The sequence below is a fragment of the Neisseria sp. RH3002v2f genome (assembly GCF_014596375.1).
Taxonomy (GTDB): domain Bacteria; phylum Pseudomonadota; class Gammaproteobacteria; order Burkholderiales; family Neisseriaceae; genus Neisseria; species Neisseria cinerea.
The window spans coordinates 170,406-189,589 of the sequence record NZ_MAYZ01000019.1; the positions used below are offsets into that span (position 1 = coordinate 170,406).

26 protein-coding genes are annotated in these 19,184 nt (G+C 51.1%); 6 read left to right on the forward strand and 20 right to left on the reverse strand.

The features are described 5' to 3' along the window. The first annotated feature begins 47 nt into the window (after positions 1-47). The 3 genes from BBW69_RS03425 (at position 48) to ruvB (ending at position 2,832) form a co-directional block, all read left to right on the forward strand. Positions 48-1,301: a multifunctional CCA addition/repair protein gene (locus tag BBW69_RS03425; protein ID WP_188210420.1), complete on the forward strand. Its 1,254-nt coding sequence runs from the start codon at positions 48-50 to the stop codon at positions 1,299-1,301. Positions 1,302-1,420: 119 nt separating this feature from the next. Beyond that, positions 1,421-1,729, forward strand: coding sequence for a hypothetical protein (locus tag BBW69_RS03430; protein WP_101122971.1), 309 nt, complete (start codon positions 1,421-1,423; stop codon positions 1,727-1,729). 71 nt (positions 1,730-1,800) lie between these two features. After that, on the forward strand, positions 1,801-2,832 hold the full coding sequence (gene ruvB, locus BBW69_RS03435; RefSeq protein ID WP_188210479.1) for a Holliday junction branch migration DNA helicase RuvB: 1,032 nt from the start codon (positions 1,801-1,803) through the stop codon (positions 2,830-2,832). A gap of 76 nt (positions 2,833-2,908) precedes the next feature. On the opposite strand, the gene rpe is transcribed toward ruvB, so the two are convergent. Then, entirely contained in the window at positions 2,909-3,592 is a 684-nt protein-coding gene (gene rpe, locus BBW69_RS03440; protein WP_003677452.1) for a ribulose-phosphate 3-epimerase, read from the reverse strand. 158 nt (positions 3,593-3,750) lie between these two features. On the opposite strand from rpe, the gene BBW69_RS03445 reads away from it, so the two are divergent. Beyond that, on the forward strand, positions 3,751-4,185 hold the full coding sequence (locus BBW69_RS03445; protein WP_188210421.1) for a Spy/CpxP family protein refolding chaperone: 435 nt from the start codon (positions 3,751-3,753) through the stop codon (positions 4,183-4,185). Between the two features lie 13 nt (positions 4,186-4,198). Here the strand turns inward: BBW69_RS03445 and BBW69_RS03450 are convergent, their stop codons facing one another. From BBW69_RS03450 to mobA, 4 genes are all read right to left on the reverse strand, one after another. Further along, entirely contained in the window at positions 4,199-5,062 is an 864-nt protein-coding gene (locus BBW69_RS03450) for an ATP-binding protein (RefSeq protein ID WP_188210480.1), read from the reverse strand. A 7-nt stretch (positions 5,063-5,069) separates the two neighbouring features. Then, a complete protein-coding gene (locus BBW69_RS03455) occupies positions 5,070-5,690 on the reverse strand; it encodes a riboflavin synthase subunit alpha (RefSeq protein WP_107960534.1) in 621 nt (206 codons plus the stop codon). 103 nt (positions 5,691-5,793) lie between these two features. Then, positions 5,794-6,288, reverse strand: coding sequence for a hypothetical protein (locus BBW69_RS03460; protein WP_107860077.1), 495 nt, complete (start codon positions 6,286-6,288; stop codon positions 5,794-5,796). Between the two features lie 74 nt (positions 6,289-6,362). Further along, complete coding sequence (gene mobA, locus BBW69_RS03465) at positions 6,363-6,977, reverse strand: molybdenum cofactor guanylyltransferase MobA (RefSeq protein ID WP_188210422.1); 615 nt, start codon at positions 6,975-6,977, stop codon at positions 6,363-6,365. Between the two features lie 206 nt (positions 6,978-7,183). Between mobA and BBW69_RS03470 the strand changes: the two genes are divergently transcribed. Both BBW69_RS03470 and BBW69_RS03475 read left to right on the forward strand, forming a co-directional pair. Continuing rightward, the gene (locus BBW69_RS03470) at positions 7,184-8,956 is read left to right on the forward strand and encodes a histidine kinase (RefSeq protein ID WP_188210423.1); all 1,773 of its coding nucleotides are present in this window, start codon (positions 7,184-7,186) and stop codon (positions 8,954-8,956) included. Next, a complete protein-coding gene (locus BBW69_RS03475) occupies positions 8,953-9,609 on the forward strand; it encodes a response regulator transcription factor (RefSeq protein WP_107860080.1) in 657 nt (218 codons plus the stop codon). Before BBW69_RS03470 ends, BBW69_RS03475 begins: the two co-directional genes overlap by 4 nt. A gap of 384 nt (positions 9,610-9,993) precedes the next feature. Here the strand turns inward: BBW69_RS03475 and purM are convergent, their stop codons facing one another. From purM to BBW69_RS03550, 15 genes are all read right to left on the reverse strand, one after another. Further along, a complete protein-coding gene (gene purM, locus BBW69_RS03480; protein ID WP_188210481.1) occupies positions 9,994-11,028 on the reverse strand; it encodes a phosphoribosylformylglycinamidine cyclo-ligase in 1,035 nt (344 codons plus the stop codon). Between the two features lie 570 nt (positions 11,029-11,598). Beyond that, positions 11,599-12,042 carry a phage virion morphogenesis protein gene (locus tag BBW69_RS03485; protein ID WP_188210424.1) on the reverse strand — a complete coding sequence of 148 codons (444 nt, stop codon included), beginning with the start codon at positions 12,040-12,042 and terminating at the stop codon, positions 11,599-11,601. Between the two features lie 2 nt (positions 12,043-12,044). Next, positions 12,045-12,947, reverse strand: a complete 903-nt coding sequence (locus BBW69_RS03490; RefSeq protein WP_188210425.1) for a phage minor head protein — start codon at positions 12,945-12,947, stop codon at positions 12,045-12,047. Then, the gene (locus BBW69_RS03495; protein ID WP_188210426.1) at positions 12,944-14,413 is read right to left on the reverse strand and encodes a DUF935 domain-containing protein; all 1,470 of its coding nucleotides are present in this window, start codon (positions 14,411-14,413) and stop codon (positions 12,944-12,946) included. The genes BBW69_RS03490 and BBW69_RS03495 overlap by 4 nt, the downstream gene beginning before the upstream one ends. Before the next feature lie 15 nt (positions 14,414-14,428). Then, entirely contained in the window at positions 14,429-14,704 is a 276-nt protein-coding gene (locus BBW69_RS03500; RefSeq protein ID WP_042508120.1) for a hypothetical protein, read from the reverse strand. Between the two features lies 1 nt (position 14,705). Beyond that, on the reverse strand, positions 14,706-16,202 hold the full coding sequence (locus BBW69_RS03505; protein WP_013448346.1) for a terminase large subunit domain-containing protein: 1,497 nt from the start codon (positions 16,200-16,202) through the stop codon (positions 14,706-14,708). Beyond that, the gene (locus BBW69_RS03510; RefSeq protein WP_118796560.1) at positions 16,199-16,744 is read right to left on the reverse strand and encodes a DUF3486 family protein; all 546 of its coding nucleotides are present in this window, start codon (positions 16,742-16,744) and stop codon (positions 16,199-16,201) included. The genes BBW69_RS03505 and BBW69_RS03510 overlap by 4 nt, the downstream gene beginning before the upstream one ends. Before the next feature lies 1 nt (position 16,745). Then, a complete protein-coding gene (locus BBW69_RS03515; protein ID WP_013448348.1) occupies positions 16,746-17,063 on the reverse strand; it encodes a hypothetical protein in 318 nt (105 codons plus the stop codon). Beyond that, the gene (locus BBW69_RS03520) at positions 17,060-17,380 is read right to left on the reverse strand and encodes a hypothetical protein (protein WP_013448349.1); all 321 of its coding nucleotides are present in this window, start codon (positions 17,378-17,380) and stop codon (positions 17,060-17,062) included. The genes BBW69_RS03515 and BBW69_RS03520 overlap by 4 nt, the downstream gene beginning before the upstream one ends. A gap of 3 nt (positions 17,381-17,383) precedes the next feature. Further along, the gene (locus BBW69_RS03525) at positions 17,384-17,596 is read right to left on the reverse strand and encodes a TraR/DksA family transcriptional regulator (RefSeq protein ID WP_013448350.1); all 213 of its coding nucleotides are present in this window, start codon (positions 17,594-17,596) and stop codon (positions 17,384-17,386) included. Then, positions 17,589-17,807, reverse strand: coding sequence for a hypothetical protein (locus BBW69_RS03530; RefSeq protein WP_107859083.1), 219 nt, complete (start codon positions 17,805-17,807; stop codon positions 17,589-17,591). Before BBW69_RS03530 ends, BBW69_RS03525 begins: the two co-directional genes overlap by 8 nt. Further along, positions 17,788-18,183: a hypothetical protein gene (locus BBW69_RS03535; protein WP_188210427.1), complete on the reverse strand. Its 396-nt coding sequence runs from the start codon at positions 18,181-18,183 to the stop codon at positions 17,788-17,790. The genes BBW69_RS03530 and BBW69_RS03535 overlap by 20 nt, the downstream gene beginning before the upstream one ends. Next, positions 18,167-18,496, reverse strand: coding sequence for a hypothetical protein (locus BBW69_RS03540; protein WP_188210428.1), 330 nt, complete (start codon positions 18,494-18,496; stop codon positions 18,167-18,169). The genes BBW69_RS03535 and BBW69_RS03540 overlap by 17 nt, the downstream gene beginning before the upstream one ends. Further along, positions 18,421-18,594 carry a hypothetical protein gene (locus tag BBW69_RS03545; RefSeq protein ID WP_002241500.1) on the reverse strand — a complete coding sequence of 58 codons (174 nt, stop codon included), beginning with the start codon at positions 18,592-18,594 and terminating at the stop codon, positions 18,421-18,423. The genes BBW69_RS03540 and BBW69_RS03545 overlap by 76 nt, the downstream gene beginning before the upstream one ends. A 13-nt stretch (positions 18,595-18,607) precedes the next feature. Continuing rightward, the gene (locus BBW69_RS03550; RefSeq protein ID WP_188210429.1) at positions 18,608-19,111 is read right to left on the reverse strand and encodes a glycoside hydrolase family 108 protein; all 504 of its coding nucleotides are present in this window, start codon (positions 19,109-19,111) and stop codon (positions 18,608-18,610) included. Positions 19,112-19,184 lie beyond the last annotated feature (73 nt).

A 19,184-nucleotide genomic window follows, 5' to 3' on the forward strand; every position in this document is an offset into this window, starting at 1 on the left:
GAAGCCTCTTCAGACGGCATTATTGATAACTTTAAAATAGGAAGCATATGCAGACTTACCTCGTCGGCGGTGCCGTCCGCGATTATCTTTTGGGCTTGCCCGTCAAAGACCGCGATTGGGTGGTCGTCGGCGCAGACGCACAAACCATGCTGGCGCAAGGTTTCCAGCCGGTCGGCAAAGATTTTCCCGTATTCCTCCATCCTAAAACCCACGAAGAATACGCCCTCGCCCGTACCGAGCGCAAAACCGCCAAGGGTTATGCCGGTTTCAGTTTCCACGCCGACAAAGACGTTACGCTGGAGCAGGACTTGATGCGCCGCGACCTGACCATCAACGCAATGGCGCAGGATTCAGACGGCCTCATCATCGACCCTTTCGGCGGACAACAGGATTTGACAGCAGGCATTTTGCGCCACGTCTCCCCCGCCTTTGACGAAGACCCCGTCCGCATCCTGCGTACTGCCCGCTTTGCCGCGCGCTACGGATTTGAAATCGCCGAAGAAACCATGAAGCTGATGCGGAAAATGGTCGAAAACGGCGAAGCGGACGCTTTAGTTGCCGAACGCGTCTGGCAGGAATTGGCGAAAGGTTTGATGGAAAAAAATCCCCGCAGGATGATTGAAGTGTTGCGCGAATGCGGAGCACTCAAAGTCTTGCTACCCGAAGTCGATGCCCTCTTCGGCGTGCCGCAACGCGCCGACTATCATCCCGAAATCGACAGCAGCATCCATACCCTGATGACGCTACAACGTGCTGCCGATATGGGTCTGACGTTACCCGAGCGCTATGCCGCCCTGCTGCACGATTTGGGCAAAGCCAAAACACCGTCCGACATCCTGCCGCGCCACCACGGACACGACCTCGCCGGCGTCGAACCCGTACGCGAAGTCAATCAGCGGCTGCGTGCGCCGAAACATTGCGCCGAGCTTGCCGAACTGGTCTGCCGTTGGCACATTATTTTCCACCAAGTCGGACAGCTTAAAAGCCAAACCATTCTGAACGTTTTGAAAAAAACTGACGCTTTCAGGCGCCCCGAACGCTTCGCCGCCGCCTTAAACGTCTGCATTGCCGATACGCAAGTCCGCCTGAACCGCGAACACACGCCCTACCCGCAACTCACGCACTGGCTCGCCCTGCTCGAAGCCGCCAATCAGGCAGATTCGGGCAAAATCGCCGCTGAATGCCGCGCGCAGGGAAAAGCGCACCTTATCGCCGAAGAAATCGATCGGGCGCGGCTGACAGAAATTACCCCATTGCAAAAAGCGTTTCGGACGGAGCAAGAAAAGACAGAAAAACATTAAAACGCACAATATGGCTACTTTGGGAATTTTGAGGACGATACCCAATCCAAGCTTTGCAACAGCCGCCGCCATATCCGCTATAATTCACTCTTCAGCCATTCCGTTCCCAACATAAAATCATGACCCTACAAACCGATTTATTATCTAAAATCAATAACGAAGATTACCAACGCCTCATTCTCAAACACAGCTCGGAATTTAGCGATGGCGAAATCCGCCTATTGAACGAAATCCTCGAAAAATTCACCTTCGACGTCGTTCAAGCGCAGGCATTGGCTCAGGCGGTAATGCAGCAAGTCCGCTTCGACCCCAACGCCTATCACATCGACAGCGATGACGAAGACACCACAGGCATCTGCCCCCACTGCATCAACCCGCCCATGCCGCCACTGCGCGATTACCTCGTTTGGCGCGAAACCCGCGGCTGACCCTCTTTCAAAAAGGCCGTCTGAAACCGGCAAACCGCTTTTCAGACGGCTCCGAACCCACCGGAAAACCCATGCTGCAAACCGACAACCTAACCGCTGCCCAGCCCCAGCGCATCATCACCGCCCAAAGCATCTCCTCACAAGAAGAGTTGCTCGAACGCGCCCTGCGTCCTAAAACGCTGGACGACTATATCGGGCAAGACAAAGCCAAAGAACAGCTCGCCATCTTCATCCAAGCCGCCAAAAAACGCGGAGAAGCCCTAGACCACACCCTGCTCTTCGGTCCGCCCGGACTGGGCAAAACCACACTGGCGCACATCATCGCCAAAGAGCTGGGCGTCAACCTGCGACAAACCAGCGGCCCCGTCCTCGAACGCGCCGGCGACCTTGCCGCTCTTCTGACCAACCTTGAGCCGCACGACGTACTGTTTATCGACGAAATCCACCGCCTCAGCCCCGTCGTCGAGGAAATCCTCTACCCCGCGCTCGAAGACTACCAGCTCGACATCATGATAGGCGAAGGCCCTGCCGCACGTTCCGTCAAAATCGACCTTCCGCCCTTCACGCTCGTCGGCGCGACCACCCGCGCAGGTATGCTGACCAACCCTCTGCGCGACCGTTTCGGCATCGTTGCCCGTTTGGAGTTTTATCAAAATCAAGACCTTGCCACCATCGTCAGCCGTTCCGCACAATTACTGCAACTCAAGATGGGCGAAGAAGGCGCGATGGAAGTCGCCAAACGAAGCCGCGGCACACCCCGCATCGCCAACCGCCTGCTGCGCCGCGTCCGCGATTTTGCCGATGTGAAAAACAACGGCGTAATCGATACCGCCGTCGCCGATGCCGCTTTAAGCATGCTGGATGTGGACGCGCAAGGTTTGGACGTTATGGACAGAAAATTCCTAGAAGCCATCCTGCACAAATTCAGCGGCGGCCCCGTCGGTCTTGACAACGTTGCTGCCGCCATCGGCGAATCCACGGACACCATCGAAGACGTTATCGAACCCTACCTTATCCAACAAGGCTTCCTGCAACGCACACCGCGCGGCAGAGTGGCTACCGAACGCGCCTATCTTCATTTCGGACTGCCGGTCGAAAAATAACGCAATGCCGTCTGAAACAAAGTTAAGTTTCAGACGGCATTTCTATTTCAATCCATTTCAATCATTGGCGCAAGATTCAATTTGCCGCTTTTGCCAATTCAACCCTCATAGCATCAATCACCGCCTTATAGTCCGGTTTGCCAAAAATTGCCGAACCTGCCACAAAAGTATCTGCGCCCGCCGCCGCAACGGCGGCAATATTGTCGGTTTTGATGCCGCCGTCCACTTCGATGGCGATGTGCCGCCCGCTTTGTGCTTCGTACCGATCCAGCATCGCCCGCACTTGACGGATTTTTTCAAGGGTGTGCGGGATGAAGCTTTGTCCGCCGAATCCGGGGTTGACCGACATCAGTAATACCATGTCCAGCCTGTCCAGTACGTTTTCCAACAGATATACGGGCGTTGCCGGATTCAACACCAGCCCGGCCTGACAGCCCATATCACGAATCAGGCTCAAACTGCGGTCGATATGCCGGCTTGCCTCAGGGTGGAAAGTAATGATTGATGCCCCTGCTTTGGCAAACGATTGGATCAGGTCATCCACAGGTTCGACCATCAAATGCACATCAATCGGCACACACGCATACGGTTTTAATGCCGCGCAAACCATAGGGCCGAAGGTCAGGTTCGGTACATAATGGTTGTCCATCACGTCAAAATGAATCAAATCCGCACCTGCCGAAATAACATTCGCAACCTCTTCCCCGAGGCGTGCAAAATCAGCCGACAAAATACTGGGGGCGATACGGTAAGTAGTCATGTTTTTTCCTTCACTATCCTTTTAGGGATTTATTCCACCGTTATGGCTGCCTGAAAACACGCTGCAGACGGCATTATTACAAAAGTTAACCGCGATAATACCATCTTTCACACGTCAATCTAGTATATTTCCTAAAATTTCCAACAAGAGAAAAAGCCGTGCCACTGCCTGATACCAGCCGTTTTGTCAAACCCGTTGCCTCTTTTCTAGGGATAGCCTTGCTTTCCTGCCAGATTTCCCATGCTGCACCGTCCTATATTTCTCTGAACGATTTTCAACCGAACTGCGATATACGCCGGCTCGGGCTCACTCCGGAGCAGCACAATGAATTGCGTAAAATCCGTGCCGCCTTCAAGCTTGCAAATGACAAGGCACGCATAAAAAGAACCCGCTCGGAACTCAGCCGCCGTCAAGTCATTGTCGGGATCATCTCTTCGTATTCGTTTAATCGGGGAGACGCACGCGATTATGTCGAAAACCGCTATTTGTCCAGCATAGATTTTGCGGTGGACGAATTGGAAATCCAACACCGCTTCTTCCATATCCTGACACCTAAACAGCAGCAGCTGTGGCTGTCCTCCTGTCTCAAATAATTCCTAAAAAAACTTACAGCACCCGTTGTTCCGGCAGCCTGCCCGCCCAGTCGCATGCAAACTGCCAGGCAGAACGTCCCGAGCGGTTGCCCCTCATCTGCGCCCACTGCAATGCCGAAATCCTTGCGGTTTCATCATACGGCACGCCAAAATCTTCCAGCCAATTTTGCACTGCTGCCAGATAATCGTTTTGATCGAACGGATAAAAACTGAGCCACAACCCGAAACGGTCCGATAGGGATACTTTTTCTTCTACCGCTTCTTTCTGATGGATTTCCCCCCGCATCCCCGTCGTACCGGCATTCTCGTCCAAGTACTCCGGCATCAGATGCCGTCTGTTGGAGGTCGCATAAACTAAGACGTTGGCGCAACGCTGCGACAAACCGCCGTCTAACGCGGTTTTCAATGCCTTATATGTTTCATCACCGCTTTCAAACGACAAATCATCGCAAAATACGATAAACTTTTCCGGACGCTCTTTTAAAAGCGTCAACAGGTAAGGCAGGCTGACCAAATCGCTTTTATCGACCTCGATCAGGCGTAACCCCTTATCCGCGTATTCGTGCAGCAATGCTTTGACGAGTGATGACTTGCCTGTTCCTCGTGCACCGCTCATCAATACGTTGTTTGCAGGTCTGCCGGCAATGAATTGTTCGGTATTGCGTACCAGCAAATCGGTCTGCCGGCCAACTCCTGCCAGCCTTGCCAAAGGGAAAACATGAGGGGCGGGCAAGTGCTCCAAAACCCCTTTTTTACCCGCACTCTGCCAACGGAATGCCAAAGCATTCCAATCCGTACTTTCGGGTTCCGGCGGAAGTACGGCATCCAAACGCCGTAAAACGGAATAGGCTTTGTCAAGAAATTCGTTTAATTCCATACCTGCCTCATTTTTCAGCATATCTTTGTGCCATCAGGCGTTCGACCGTGTCGACGGTTGCCTGTGTGTTCGGATCGATTTCAATATTGACTTGGTCGCCGGTTTCTCTGCTGCCGAAAAGCGTCCGCTCCAAGGTTTCCGGAATCAGATGTACGCAAAAACGCGTCTTTCCGACTTCTCCCACGGTCAGGCTGCAACCGTCCAAACCGACAAATCCTTTGGTCAGAATATAAGGACTGAGTGCGGTCGGGAGCTCGAACCAAACCGTACGGTTAAACCCGTCCTGTTCGATTTCGACAATACGCACGGTTGTCATGATATGCCCACTCATGAGGTGTCCGCCGATTTCGTCGCCGAAACGCGCCGCCCGCTCAATGTTGACGCAATCGCCTTCTTTCAGTAGTCCCAAATTGGTTTTTGCCAATGTCTCCGCCATCAAATCGAAGCTGACGCGGTTTCCTTCGATTTCGGTAATGGTCAGGCAGCAGCCGTTATTGGCAACTGATGCGCCGCGCTGCAGGTTTTCTGCCGCCTCTTGCGGAAGCTCGACAATATAAGTGTGAAATGCCGACGACGGACGGTGGACTTTTATCAGTTTGCCTAAGCCTTGAACAATGCCGGTAAACATATTCCGATTTTCCTATATCAATTCCAAGGGCTGAAATTGTAACACTTCCCCAAACAAAATGCCGTCTGAAAGAGTTTCAGACGGCATCGGTTTCTTATTTGCCCTAAGCCATGGCACATACCCAGTCGGGTAGTACGGTTTTGCCTTTGCTTAATGCGGCTAGGCGTTGCTTACCATATTTTTCAAACAGTAGTTCCACTCCGCTTTGCAGACGCAAAACCAAGCCGGTGGGCGTATCCAATTTGATAAAGTCGATACCCCGCCCTATCAGCTTCTCGATTACGGAATGAAAATCAGATTTTTCCTGCCGGTTTAAAAACCACGTATTCAGGCTCAACCACCTCCCTCCCTGCAAACCCGATTCAGAATCGAAGTCTGCGCGTATCTGTACCAAACGGTCGTCGGAGAAATGCAGTTCGATGTTGCCGTAAAGCCAAATATTCCAGCCTTTTTTTACCAGCAGCCCTTCGGGTACACACTCAGGTGCTGGAAACATTTGCAATATCATTTCCGCAGTCTGCCCGATTTCCAGATAATCAAACCGTCCGGCAGACAAGAAATCGTACATATCGATGGAAATTGGAAAATGGTAACGCATGACAAAACCACATAAAATCGACTTATGCGATTATTTCATGTTTTTATAAGAATAAAAATAAGAATTACTATTATTTACTGAGGATGCAAATCCGTATGCGTGTTTAAATCGATGAAATGCTCGTTGACTTCAAATTTCACCGAGCGCGCCCTTTGTTGCTGCAACCAGCTTCTAAGTGTCTTCATCCCTGAAAATAAATAAGGAATCGCGCTTTGAAGAATCTGCGGGCGGATGTACATGATGTTGTAATGCATGGTTACCGGTGTTTCCACATAAAATGCATTACATAACGGCGTACGCTTTGATACGGTTTCAAACCTTGCCACCAAATCATCCGGAAGATACGGCATATCGCACGGCACAACTAGAAGCCAGTCGGCCGTTGCCAGCTGTAAATCGTTCGCAGCAGTACACAAAGCCGAAAGCGGGCCGAAATGCTGCCACTGCCGTGCGTCCGGAAAAATATGCGGGCTCCTTCGAGCATATTCTTCCAAATTCCGGTTGGTGCTGATGGCGATATGGCTGACTTGGGGCCTGATTTTGTCGATAACATGGTCAATCAACGCTTTGCCATCCAAAAGTACGAGCCCTTTGTCTTCTCCCCCCATGCGGCTTGCCTGACCGCCTGCCAATATCAGTGCAAAAGTTTTTACCGCTAGCGTCCTTTTGGAAAAATTGAAGGTTTTCATGATTACAGCTTGTTGTTCCCAATATTTTTAGAATAAGTCTGATATAGACATTTAATAAATTCATATTATTTGAATTTTATCATAACCTGATTTAACACTGGAAGCGATGACGATTAAGTTTTTCTTAACCAATTCTTTCTGAGCAGTTGTCTCTAATCCGAAAGAATGATATTGTTGACATTATTTTAAAATAATTTTCTCAAAGTATGATACTGTCATCCCGATTTTCAGACGGCATCAGCCTTTCTCTACGCCTGAAACTTCTGACCGGTTTATGGGTCGGATTGGCGGCATTGTCCGTCGTGTTAACGTTGATGCTCTCTTTACGCCTGGAAAATGCCGCCTCAGTCATTGAAGAAGCCGGAAACTTGAGGATGCAGGCATACCGTCTGGCCTATATGGCCGGCGAAGGATCTCCCCGCTCCCAAATAGACAATCAGGTTGCCGAATTTGAAAAAAGCCTGAAGCGTATTTCGCAAAGCGATGCAATCCATCCGCTGATTCCTTCGGACACCCCTCTTGCTTATGATTTGATACAATCCATGCTGATTATAGATTGGCAGGCACACATCCTCCCCCCGCTCCAGTCCTACCGGCGACCGACTCAGGTCGATCTCTACCGCTTTGCCGGAAACATCGAACTATTTTTGCAGGCATTGGAAAATGCCAACGAAAAAAACACATGGTGGCTCAGGCGGTTTCAATGGGCAATTATGTTGATGACGCTGGTGTCGTCTGTACTGATGCTGTTTTGGCATCAGATTTGGGTTATCCGGCCGCTGCAGGCGTTAAGGGAAGGTGCGGAACGCATCGGACGGAGGTGTTTCGATATTCCCATTCCCGAAGGCGGTACGCCGGAATTCAAACAGGTCGGGCGTTGTTTCAATCAAATGGGCGGCAGGCTGAAAATTTTATATGATGATTTGGAAGGACAAGTCGCCGAGCAGACACGCAGTCTCGAAAAACAAAATCAAAACCTGACCCTGCTGTACCAAACTACGCGGGACCTGCACCAATCCTACATACCTCAACAGGCTGCGGAACATTTTCTAAACCGCATCCTGCCCGCCGTAGGAGCAGATTCCGGCAGAGTTTGTTTGGACGGCGGATCCGATGTTTATGTCTCCATTCATCATGCGGATTGCGGCACAGCAGCTTCGGATTTGGGGAAATACTATGAGGAAACCTTCCCCATTGAGTACCAGAACGAAACATTGGGCAGACTGTCGCTCAGCTTTCCAAGCGGCATTTCTCTTGATGAAGACGACCGCATCCTGCTTCAAACACTAGGCAGGCAATTGGGCGTATCGCTCGCCGGGGCGAAACAGGAAGAAGAAAAACGCCTGCTTGCGGTATTGCAGGAACGCAACCTGATTGCGCAAGGATTACATGACAGCATCGCACAAGCATTAACGTTCCTAAACCTGCAGGTACAGATGTTGGAGAGTGCCTTTGCCGAAGGAAAAAAAGAAGAAGCTACGGAAAACATTAGCTTTATCAAAACAGGCGTACAAGAATGTTATGAAGACGTCCGCGAACTGCTGCTCAACTTCCGTACCAAAATCAGTAATAAAGAATTTCCCGAAGCCGTTGCCGACCTATTCGCCCGCTTTACACAACAAACCGGGATAACGGTCGAAACCGCCTGGGAAAACGGTTTGTTCCTGCCTCCTCAGGAAGAGCAGCTCCAAATGATTTTTATCCTGCAAGAAAGCCTTTCCAATATCCGAAAACACGCCCGCGCCACCCATGTCAAATTCAGGCTGGTCAAACAGGATGGAAGTTTTACAATGACCATTCAAGACAACGGACAGGGTTTCGACACGGAAAACATTGGAGAACCTTCGGGCAGCCATGTCGGACTACATATCATGCAGGAGCGTGCCAAACGTATCCGTGCCGTATTGAAAATCTATTCCCAACCCCAACAAGGAACCACCGTCTCATTGACGGGTGCATCTGAAGAAAGCTTGAAATGACCATTAAAATTATTCTGATAGACGACCATACCCTTTTCCGCAGCGGCATCAAGGCACTTTTGTTGCGCCAACATGATTTTGAGGTCATCGGCGAAGCTTCCGACGGACTTTCCGGCATTAAAATGATCAGCCAGCTTCAACCCGATGTCGTCTTGCTTGACCTTGATATGCCCGGTATGAACGGACGCGAAGCACTCTCCCAAATTATTAGCATCAATCCGCAACAGGCAGTGATTATGCTGACCGTTTCCGAAGACAGCGACGACCTTACCGAATGCATGCGTATCGGTGCCCGCGGCTATCTGTTGAAAAATATTAACGCCGATTTCTTGCTCGAAAGCATACGCAAAGCTGCCGACGGCGATAATGTATTCTCTCCCGAGATGACTGCCAAACTCGTCCGCAGCCTGATTTCCCCTCAACCCGCACAAGGAACTCAGACACTTTCCTCCCTTACCCCCCGAGAGATGGAAATCCTAGGTTACCTTGCAGCAGGACACAGCAATAAAATCATTGCACGCCACCTCAACCTTGCTGAATCCACCGTTAAAGTTCACGTTCAAAACCTGCTCCGCAAACTCAACCTCAGCAGCCGGGTTCAAGCCGCCGTTTATGCTATCCATCATAATGTCCCCCAGCCTGTATTGGAGTAAGGCGGGTTCAGACGGCATATTAGGGGTTTTAATCCCCGTACGGTCATTCGGATAACAGACCAAGCTGTAAGCTTACGCCCCCATAAGTACGCTTGGCATAACAGCAATATTGTTCGGTTTAGTGTTTTCTACTTGCTCCTATCTGATACTGCAATTGATACTTCAATATCAGCTATGTCGTCTGAAAACGTATCATCATGATATTTTCAGACGGCATAATAAAAAGTGGAAATACTAATGCAGGGAAAAATGTTTCCTGCCGAATCCCGCAAATATACAATTGGCTTACATCCGCTTTAAGCGTGTGCAGCCCAGCCTTATATCAACCAATATAAAAATGCCGTCCAAACCCATGTTTGAGACGGCATTTCGCTATAGGATCAATCAGGCAACCTGAGTTTGATGTTCATCCCCATGACGCTCGCGAATCAAACCCAAACGGTAAACTGTTTCACCTTGTTCACCCAAAAGACCCTGAACCGCATCAGCATCTTCGGCAGCAACAATAACGACCATGCCGATACCGCAGTTGAAGGTTCGGTACATTTCTTGAGTTTCCACATTGCCCGCCTTTTGAAGCCATTGGAAGAGTTTAGGCAATTCCCACGATTTGGCATCAATTTGGGCAACCGTGTCTTCAGGCAACACGCGCGGTACGTTTTCAGTAATACCGCCGCCGGTAATGTGTGCCATGCCTTTAATGATAAATTTTTCCAAAGCGGCAAGAATCGGTTTCACATACAGACGGGTCGGTGCAATAACTGCCTCCCTCAAGCTTTTCCCATTATCAAAATCAGCATCCAAATCAGGATTTTCCCGCTCAATAATTTTACGGATGAGCGAATAGCCGTTTGAATGTGCACCGTTGGAAGCCAAACCCAATACCACATCGCCTACGCCGATACTGCGGCCGGTAATGACATTTTCTTTTTCCACCACGCCGACGGCAAAACCAGCCAAATCGTATTCGCCAACGGGATACATACCCGGCATTTCAGCAGTTTCCCCGCCAATCAGGGCGCAGCCGGATTCTTCGCAACCTTGTGCAATGCCTTTGATGACATCGGTCGCGCGCGGAACATCCAATTTACCGCAGGCAAAATAATCCAAGAAAAACAGAGGTTCTGCTCCTTGAACCAAAATATCGTTAACACTCATAGCGACAAGGTCAATGCCGACCGTATCATGCTTATCCCAATCAAAAGCAAGCTTGAGCTTGGTTCCTACTCCATCCGTACCGCTGACCAATACGGGATTTTTATATTTCTTGCCAATTTCGACCAATGCGCCAAAACCGCCCAAATCCCCCAATACTTCCGGACGCATGGTGCGTTTGGCAAACGGTTTGATGTTTTCGACCAGTTGGTCGCCTGCGTCGATATCGACACCTGCATCGCGGTAACTCAATGAAGTACTCATCATTTTTCCTTGGTAAATGGTGATTAGACGGTAAGATAACAAAGTGTATTTTACCTTATTTCTTCCTGACAGGTTCAGATTTTTGGTCAGAATTGTAAACAATATTTTTAGTATCTTATTATCAGCTCAAGGCTGCCTTAACTTACGCGTTACTATTATTTCTACCTTGAACTTACAACAATCTTAACAGTAAAAATATATGATGTGGATCATTCTATTCAATAAAACAGCGAGTTAAATTTATTCGGCAGCCTTCCCATATTCGATTCCCCTAATTTCCTTTCAGACGGCATAATTAGCCCAACTTCTTACAATTGACGAGAATCAAAAACTTTTTTGCCCTCTTTAGGCAGTTTTCTCAGAGAGCTGTATAAAATCCCTTATAGTACGAATTAAGATAATAATAAAATACGACTAAATTGAAACCTAATGAGATAAATATATAGGGGTTGATGAGAAAAATGGGATGAGAGAGGATGACGGGGGATTTTATGGGATGAAAAAAAATGCAAGGGAGTTGCAAATATTGCAATAAAAACGGACGGTATTTTTATCGTCCGTTTTTTGTTGTCAAAGTCCTTTTTTGAGGGCGGTGATGGCGATGTCGAGGATTCGGCGTTCGGCACCGGGTTGGAGTTGGTTGTTGCCGTTGATGGGGAGATAGGGGCGTGCTGGAAGGTTGGTTTTGTGCCCTCGCCCTGCTCGTCCGCCGAGGTGGTGGATGGCGGCGTATTTTTTGTTGCTGCCGATTCGGGCATAGTTGCTGCCAACCTGTGTAGTCAGGCTGGCGGCAAGTTGCCCGCTTTTTTGCAGAGTCTTGCCTCCCTCATCTGCGGCACGCCGACTTCGTTTCCACCGCTGCTCGCCCCAGCTTTCGGATTCGAAGTTTTCTTCGGTCATAGATAGCAACTCAGTTGCAATACCGCGCATCATGGGGCGGGTGTTTGCGGCGTTTTTAAGGAGCGTACTCAGACCGTGTTCGAGTTTGGTAGCATCGAGTTTGATTTCCAGCATAATCAGCCTTTTAACAGTTTAAGCACCCAAGTCAGCGAAGCGTTGGACAGGGCGTTTTTGAATCTGTCGTTGCCCATCATCGTTTTCAGGGCAATGCGGGCGATGTCCGGATGGGTTGCCTGAGCCTTATCCACTGCAATTTTCGCCATACGGGACAGCATAGACTTGCCTTGGTTGGCGTTGAAGCCCGCATTGGGGGCGATAAATTTGTTGTTGATGCGAATGCCGGTGCGCTGTGCGTAACGCTCCTCACCGGTATAGGGATTTGCGCCTATATCTACGGTGATGGACTCAAGATTCGGTCGGGGCAGGACACGGTTTTCTCCCATACTGCGGGACAGCGGTTTGACACGGCAGCGACAGCGGTAGTCCAAAGGAGGGTACAAAGTATTCCATACGGGGTCGTCTGCGGCATAGACGCGACCGTGCATCATACGGTGGGTATCACGAGTGCGGTTGTCGTTGATGGCGACGTACTGCCAATAAGGGTGCGTGTCGATGGAGTCCATCATTTCGGCGTAACGGCCCGCCATGTAGGCCGACTGCATATTGGTCAGATAGATGGTTTTCAGGCGGTGGGGGCTACCGAGCTGTACGCTTTGGGTTTCTCCTTCGGGATTTTGAACTTCCTGCCTGCCCCACCAGCCTTTGCGCTGTAGAACAGGGGCGAGTTCTCGGCTGAACTCTTCCAGCGTCCGGCCTTGTTCGGCGGCATCGACGACGGCGGAATAGATATCGGAGAGCACATCCATTTTGGCGGTTTTGGCCACCGTAAAGGCAGTGGCGTGCGCGTCGTCCAACATATCCTGCCAGTCCCAAGATACGGCAATGCCTTTTTGCTTGAGATAGGCGACGGCGGCTTCGGGTTTCATGCCGAAGATGGCTTTAATATCTTCGGGGTTCATGATTTAAGCTCCTGTACTACTTCAATCCTGCCGACCAAGTCGGAAAGGAAAATCAGGCGCGCCAACTCGTTTTGCAAGGCGGTATCGTCCATATTCGGATAGGCGGCGGACAGACGATCGAGCAGATTTTCGGCAGTTTCTCCACGACTTAATTCGGCCACTAGGACGGCAGTCAGCAGGTCGCCTTGTGTATTCAGACGGTCTGAGTTAGGGGCGAGTCCGTCGATAACCAAACCTGCATCCGTCAAATCGCCCTCGGTAAAGTCGGCAGCTTTTGCCTCCGGGCTTGCTTGAACACCCTCAAGTAAATCCCCATCTTCCAAACCGTATGTGCGCTGCCAGTATTGCTTGGTGAACTTGGCACCGGCATCCACCATCATCTTATCCCGTTCGGCACGCTCTTTCGTGCCACTCTCCTCGTTCTCAAACAATACGAATTTCGGACGGGCAACGTCTCCGAAATTTATCTCTACCACCCACTCTATCAACTGATTGAATGTTGTCTCCACGATTCGTTTGTCGCTGTCGCGGATGTCGTCCGTTACTTCCAAGCCTGCGGTCGCGCTGGCGTGCGTGCTGTCTTTTTCGGTGGTTTGGTCTTGTCCGAGCAGCGCAATGCTGATTTCGGAGCGGCAATAACGGATGAGCTTGTCGTAGGCATCAATAGATGAGGCCTTACCGCTTGCCTCGTGGATTTCGACGCTGGAATCATTGGGAATGGTGCCGACGCTGTTGCCGATCAGGGCTTCGAGCGCGTCCAGCAGCTTGTCGGTATCCTGCGGGGTATTGGAACGCGGTTCTTTACCAATCAGCCAAGGCGCACCGTATTTTTCGGTGAACTGCATCCAGAATTTAAGGCCGCCGCGTTTGAAGGTGACTAGCCAAAAAACCAAGCCCAAATCGCCCAAACCGTAGGGGTTTAGATAATCTGCCTCATGTGTCGGGCAAAGAAACTTATAAGGCGGAGGAACGGTATCGGTCAGCCCATTTTGGATGTAACGCAGCTCGCCTTCGTCGTTGAAGGCGAACCACTCTTGCGGCTTGGCGATGATTTTGTCAGGCAGCCATGCAGAATCGGTACGCCAAATCAGTTCGATGGGCTGGTAGCCGTAAAAAACGGCATTTAAAACGTCTTTAATTAGGCGGTAAACATCGGTTTCAGCCAGCCAGCTATCGACAAAATCCCGAACATTTTTAGGGGTGTCGTCGCCCTCAAGCCGCCATTTGAGGCGGGCGACAGCTGCTTTTCGGCGGCGCACCAGCGAGCCGACCAACGGGTCGCGCATCAGCTCGCGGTAAATGGAGATTTGCCTACCCATTTTGCGCAAAACAGGGTCTGGATTAGGCAGCCAGCCGTTGAAACCGCTGAAAAACGGGCGGGAAACGGCGAGATGGGCAGATAAATCCTGCGGCTTGAAGGTCATGATGCCTTGACTGGTTTTGAGTTTGAGGTGGGGCTTGGGCATGAATAAAACTTTCTATCAAAAAGGTAAGCACAATTCATATATTTTCCACCAGAGATATGGCAATGATTGAGCCGTATCTTTTATAAACTTGAAAGGACTGTGTGGATTCCAATGGTCAGACGGCACTTTTGCCAGTATCAGAAGTAGAGGGTAAGAAGCTAGTAGCATTAGAAAAATTATAAATCTTGCTACAAGCAATACTGTAAAAGGCAGTGATGCAATAAGCGTAATTGCCACCAATACGGGTAAACACAGGGTGAAAATAATTTTCTCAATGGTTTTATCATTCATATCAATATCCTTTGGTTAATGCGCTTTTTCGGCGGATTCGGCGGCTGGCTACGCGTATTGGGCCGGTATTCAGCTCGCGGCTAGCGTAATGGGCAAGGACAAAGGCAATCGCCGCGTCGCCGTGGCGTTTTTTGCCGTCTTGACCTTTGGTGCGTACATCGGGGATGCGCGGCACGCCTCTGACCAGCTCGAAGGCACGCAGGTCGGTCAGGATGTCTTCGTCTTTGGGGATTGCGTCCAACGTGCCGTCTTCAAGGGCGGCTTTGAACGGCGCGGTATGGGTGCGGTACCAGTTTTCCGAGAGCATGACCGACTCACATACCTCCGCGCCAAATTCGTCGCGCATGGCTTCGGCGATTGACTGGCCGTTGCCGCGCGCGTCCAATGCCACACCGCGCAGATTGGGTAAGCCGTGCAACAGGTGTTTCATGATTTGCTCTTGTTGTGCAAACGGCATATTGCCCAACTCCAATACGAACGGCGGCTTAAGGCTTAAATTAGTCTGCTGCAATAAAGGGACGATGACGGTACGGTCGCCGCTGCGGGCAAAGTCTTCACCGACAAAGCTGGTGCGGGTTTTGTCCAAGCCGTCGAGCAGCGGCTGCAGGGTATCGGCTATCCAGTCCGCTACTTCGGCAGCGCGGCGCGGTTCGGGCAGCAGGCCGAAATCGTCGGTCTGGTCGTAGCGGATAACCGGTGTATAAGGACTCATACGGCTTTCGATTAAGGCACGGTTCAGCCATTTGCCGCCGCCGTTTTTGGGGATACAGTCCAACTCTTCGCTGGCATCTTCGCCGTAGAAATCACGGATTTCCTTGCACCACGCGGCTTCGCCGTCTGCCGTCCACTCTTTGCCCAAACGCAGGCAGATGCGGCGGTAGAGGCCGTCTGAAACAGCCTCGTCGAAAGTAATGCGGTGGATGGAATAAGGTTTTTTGCCCGCACGAATGTCGGTAATCAGCTCGTTGAAGGGGTTATCCACGCCGTCATGGGTAGAGATGATGTGTACCTGCCCGCCCCACATCAGCAATGCCATTGCCGCTTTGAGCAGCTCTCCGAGCTGCTCGTGGAACGCCGCTTCATCGATGATTACGCGCCCCTGCTTACCGCGAAGGTTGGATGGTCGACTGGACAAGGCAGTAACGCGCCAGCCTGACGCGAAACGGATGACGAAGGCGAGGACGGATTTTTTGTCGTCACCCTCGACGAACACCTCTTCAGTCTCTTCGATTTCGCCTGCCGCCAAACCGTAGAACTTGGCCCAGTTGGCACAATCGCGGATAAACTCTAAAGCCATATCTTTGTTGTAGCCTATGTACCATGCGTCCATGCCGCCCGATGAGGCGGCAAGTAAGGCGGTATCGGCAGCCTCGCCCCAGCTCAGACCGATGCGTCGGGATTTTTCGCAGAGTTTGACGGGAGCGTTGTCGGCGCACCAACGCTGCTGATAAGGCAGCAATGCCGATGGCGTGCGGTCTTCGGTTTTGGGCAAGGTCATGATGCGATACCTAAAATCTGTTTGCGGATGGCTTCGGCAGCCGCGTCGGACAGCCCGCCTTTTTTTGCCTGCTTGGCCACGTTTTCGGCTGCGGCTTCGACTTTTGCTTTAACTTTTGCCTGATATTCTTTCAGGCGCGTTCCAGCGGTAATCAGCCCGCTGATTTTGCGCGCTCCTTCGCTCATGATGCCGAAGCGGTCGAGCGCGTTCAGTTCTTCAGACGGCATTTCGCCGATTTGCACCAATGCCTCAAATAATTCGGTCTGTAACATCGCCATTAGGGCTTCGGAGCGGGTATCGCCTTCATCGGCCGCGCCTTCGGCAATCAGGCGTGCCGCTTCGGTGCTGTTTTTGATGGCGGCAAACCGACGCTGGACTTTCTGCCCGTAGCGGTGGGCGGCAGAACGGCTGATTTCATATCCCTGCTGCTGCAACCATTCGGACAATGCCTGATAGTCGGCGAAACCGTTTTCGACGAGTTTGCGCTCAAATTCGTGTCGGACGGCTTCGGGTAATTGGTCTATCGTGCTGCGCTTGGCCATATCAGCTCCACACTTTTTCGGGACGGGCGATACCGGCGCGACATTCGACCGTGTATTCAGCAATATCGACACCCAAACTGGTCAGGTCGGCAAACCACAAGCCGTGCGGTGCTTTATTCAGCTCGACCATTTTGCGGTCGGCAAGGTAGTCGAGCTGCTGGCGCAGTTCGGTGGCGGTGGTCTGCGGGTAAATCGCGTTCATAATATCCAGCAGGAAGGTTTCGCTGGTGGTGTGCGGGCGGGCTTTATTAAGGGTGTTGATAATGTTCCAACGCATCCCCTCGCGGCGTTGTTTGGCGATCAGTTCCTGGCTAATCATTTCTTTACGCTTTCCATTTTGTAGATTTCAGTGAGTTTTTCTGCGACGTTGTCGAGTTTGGCTTCGAGGACGACTTGATTGCGGATGTAGTCTTCGCGCAGGACGTATGTCAGCGGCAGACCGGCATTGAATTCCGCCAGTTTGTTTTCCATAATTTCGACTTTGCCTTGTAGGCGTTCCTGCTGTTTTTGGCGTTCGTCCTGCTGCTCGCGGAATTGCGCCAGCAGCATTTTGCCGAAGGTAAAACAAATGCCGAGGAAGGAGAGTAAAAAGCCGACAAGCTGCCAAAATTCGATGTGGATAAAGGTTTTTTCCATTGTTTACCTCTGAAATCCGTGTTCAAAATATTCTTGGCAGACAACACAGCGCGTACAGCCTTGGACGGCTTTTTGCCTGGCTTCGGGTATCGGGCTGCCGCAATCTTCACAGTGGCTTAGGCTGGCGGTGGTTTCAGACGGCGGTTGATGCTTTGCCAGGGATTCTGCAAGAAAGATGGCTTCGCGTTCGGATGCGCGGTCGGCAAAATCAGTCATTTTTCAGACGGCCTTTCTCGTACCATGTCTGCCAGCCGGAAATTTGTTTTTCCAGTTTTTGGCAGTATTCGCCATAGCGGACGGCGTGGTTTAAAAGTTGTTCGGGAGAGCCGCCACTCAGACGCTCGGGGCGTTCGTGAACGAGCAGCAGCTCGGAAGAGACCGGGGGGATTTCCGCGACGTTAACGGTTTTAATCGTGGCCGAGGGCACGGTTGTAGAGTTGCACGCTGTTAGTGCCAAGGCCGTTAAAACGGTTGCCGTCTTTTTGTACAGTTTCATCAATCTGCTTCTCCAATTGAGCCGCTTGGCGGCCGATTTGCTGATAAGCGGTTGCCAAATCGCGGCTTTGTGCTTGTGCGAAATCAAACCAACGCTGTTTTTCTTCATTAGCCGCTTTGAGCTTTTCGGTATAAAGCTGCTCGGCTACCAAGGCTGAAGCCTGATAAGTAGCAATGACTTCGGCTTTTTCAGCTTCCGCCTTCCTTGCCGAGGATTTATAGCCGCAGAAATAAATCGTTGGTACTGCACCTGCTATCAGCAAAATCAGAATCAGGGTCTGCCAAATAGGGTTAAGCGTTTTCCACATCGTCTTTACCTTTATTGATTCCAACAACCTGCGGAATCGTCGCGATGCCGCGTTTGATTAATGCATACCCGCCGACCAATGCGCCATAAGCCCACCAGAGCCATTCCGGCGCATCTGCTGTTTGAGAAAACTTATAGGTCATAGAAGCGGCTGCCACGTTTGCCCATAGTTTGGTATGGCTGATTTTCCCTGTGGCCGGATTAGAGACCAAGCCGCCCAGCCATCGGAAAAAGGCGGTTATTTGCGACGCTTTTTTTTGGCTGCGCGTTTCGCGGCGGCTACCCCGCTCTTGCGGTGGGCTTGCGTCCAACATCCCTGAGTCGGCATGGCGTAGCGAATGCCTAGGTCGCTGTGGCTGAAATCGGGCTGCATGGCTGCGGTCATTAGGGCGATGAGTGACTTTTTTGACATGGTTTGTCTCCCTTTAATCAGTGTTATCTGCAGACGCGTGAATCAGGTTTTGCGCCACACGGCGTACCCAGCCCTTGCCGAAAGAAGTGAACGTACCGAGCTTGGTATAAAAGACCAGACGCTCGGCGTTGAACCGCAATAAAAGGTCGTTTTCGGGAAGGGAATTGATGGCTTTGAGGCTGATTTCGCCGATGATTCCATCGTCCGGCACGCCTGCGGCGCGTTGGAGCATACGGGCGGCATTGCCGTAACCGTGGTTGACGCAGGCATCGAAGAATTGGAAAGCGACCGCTTCAGGCATTTTGTCGGCGTGGTAACGCTCCCAAAACGCTTTACGGTAAATGCCGATTGCCTGTTCACGGGTCATGGCACGCATGGAGCCGTTGTAGCCGTTTGCCTGTGCGGTACGCTTGGTAATGCCCCAGTTGGTTTCGCCACCGGGGTCTTGAGGGTGGTTGACGTAACCGCCCTCGTGGGAGAGGACGCGTTCGATGAATTGGGTGAATTTGTTTGACATGGAAAAATCCCTGTATTGAGGTTGAAATCAATACAGGGATTTTAGGAAAGGCCGTCTGAATGGGCTTTTAAAG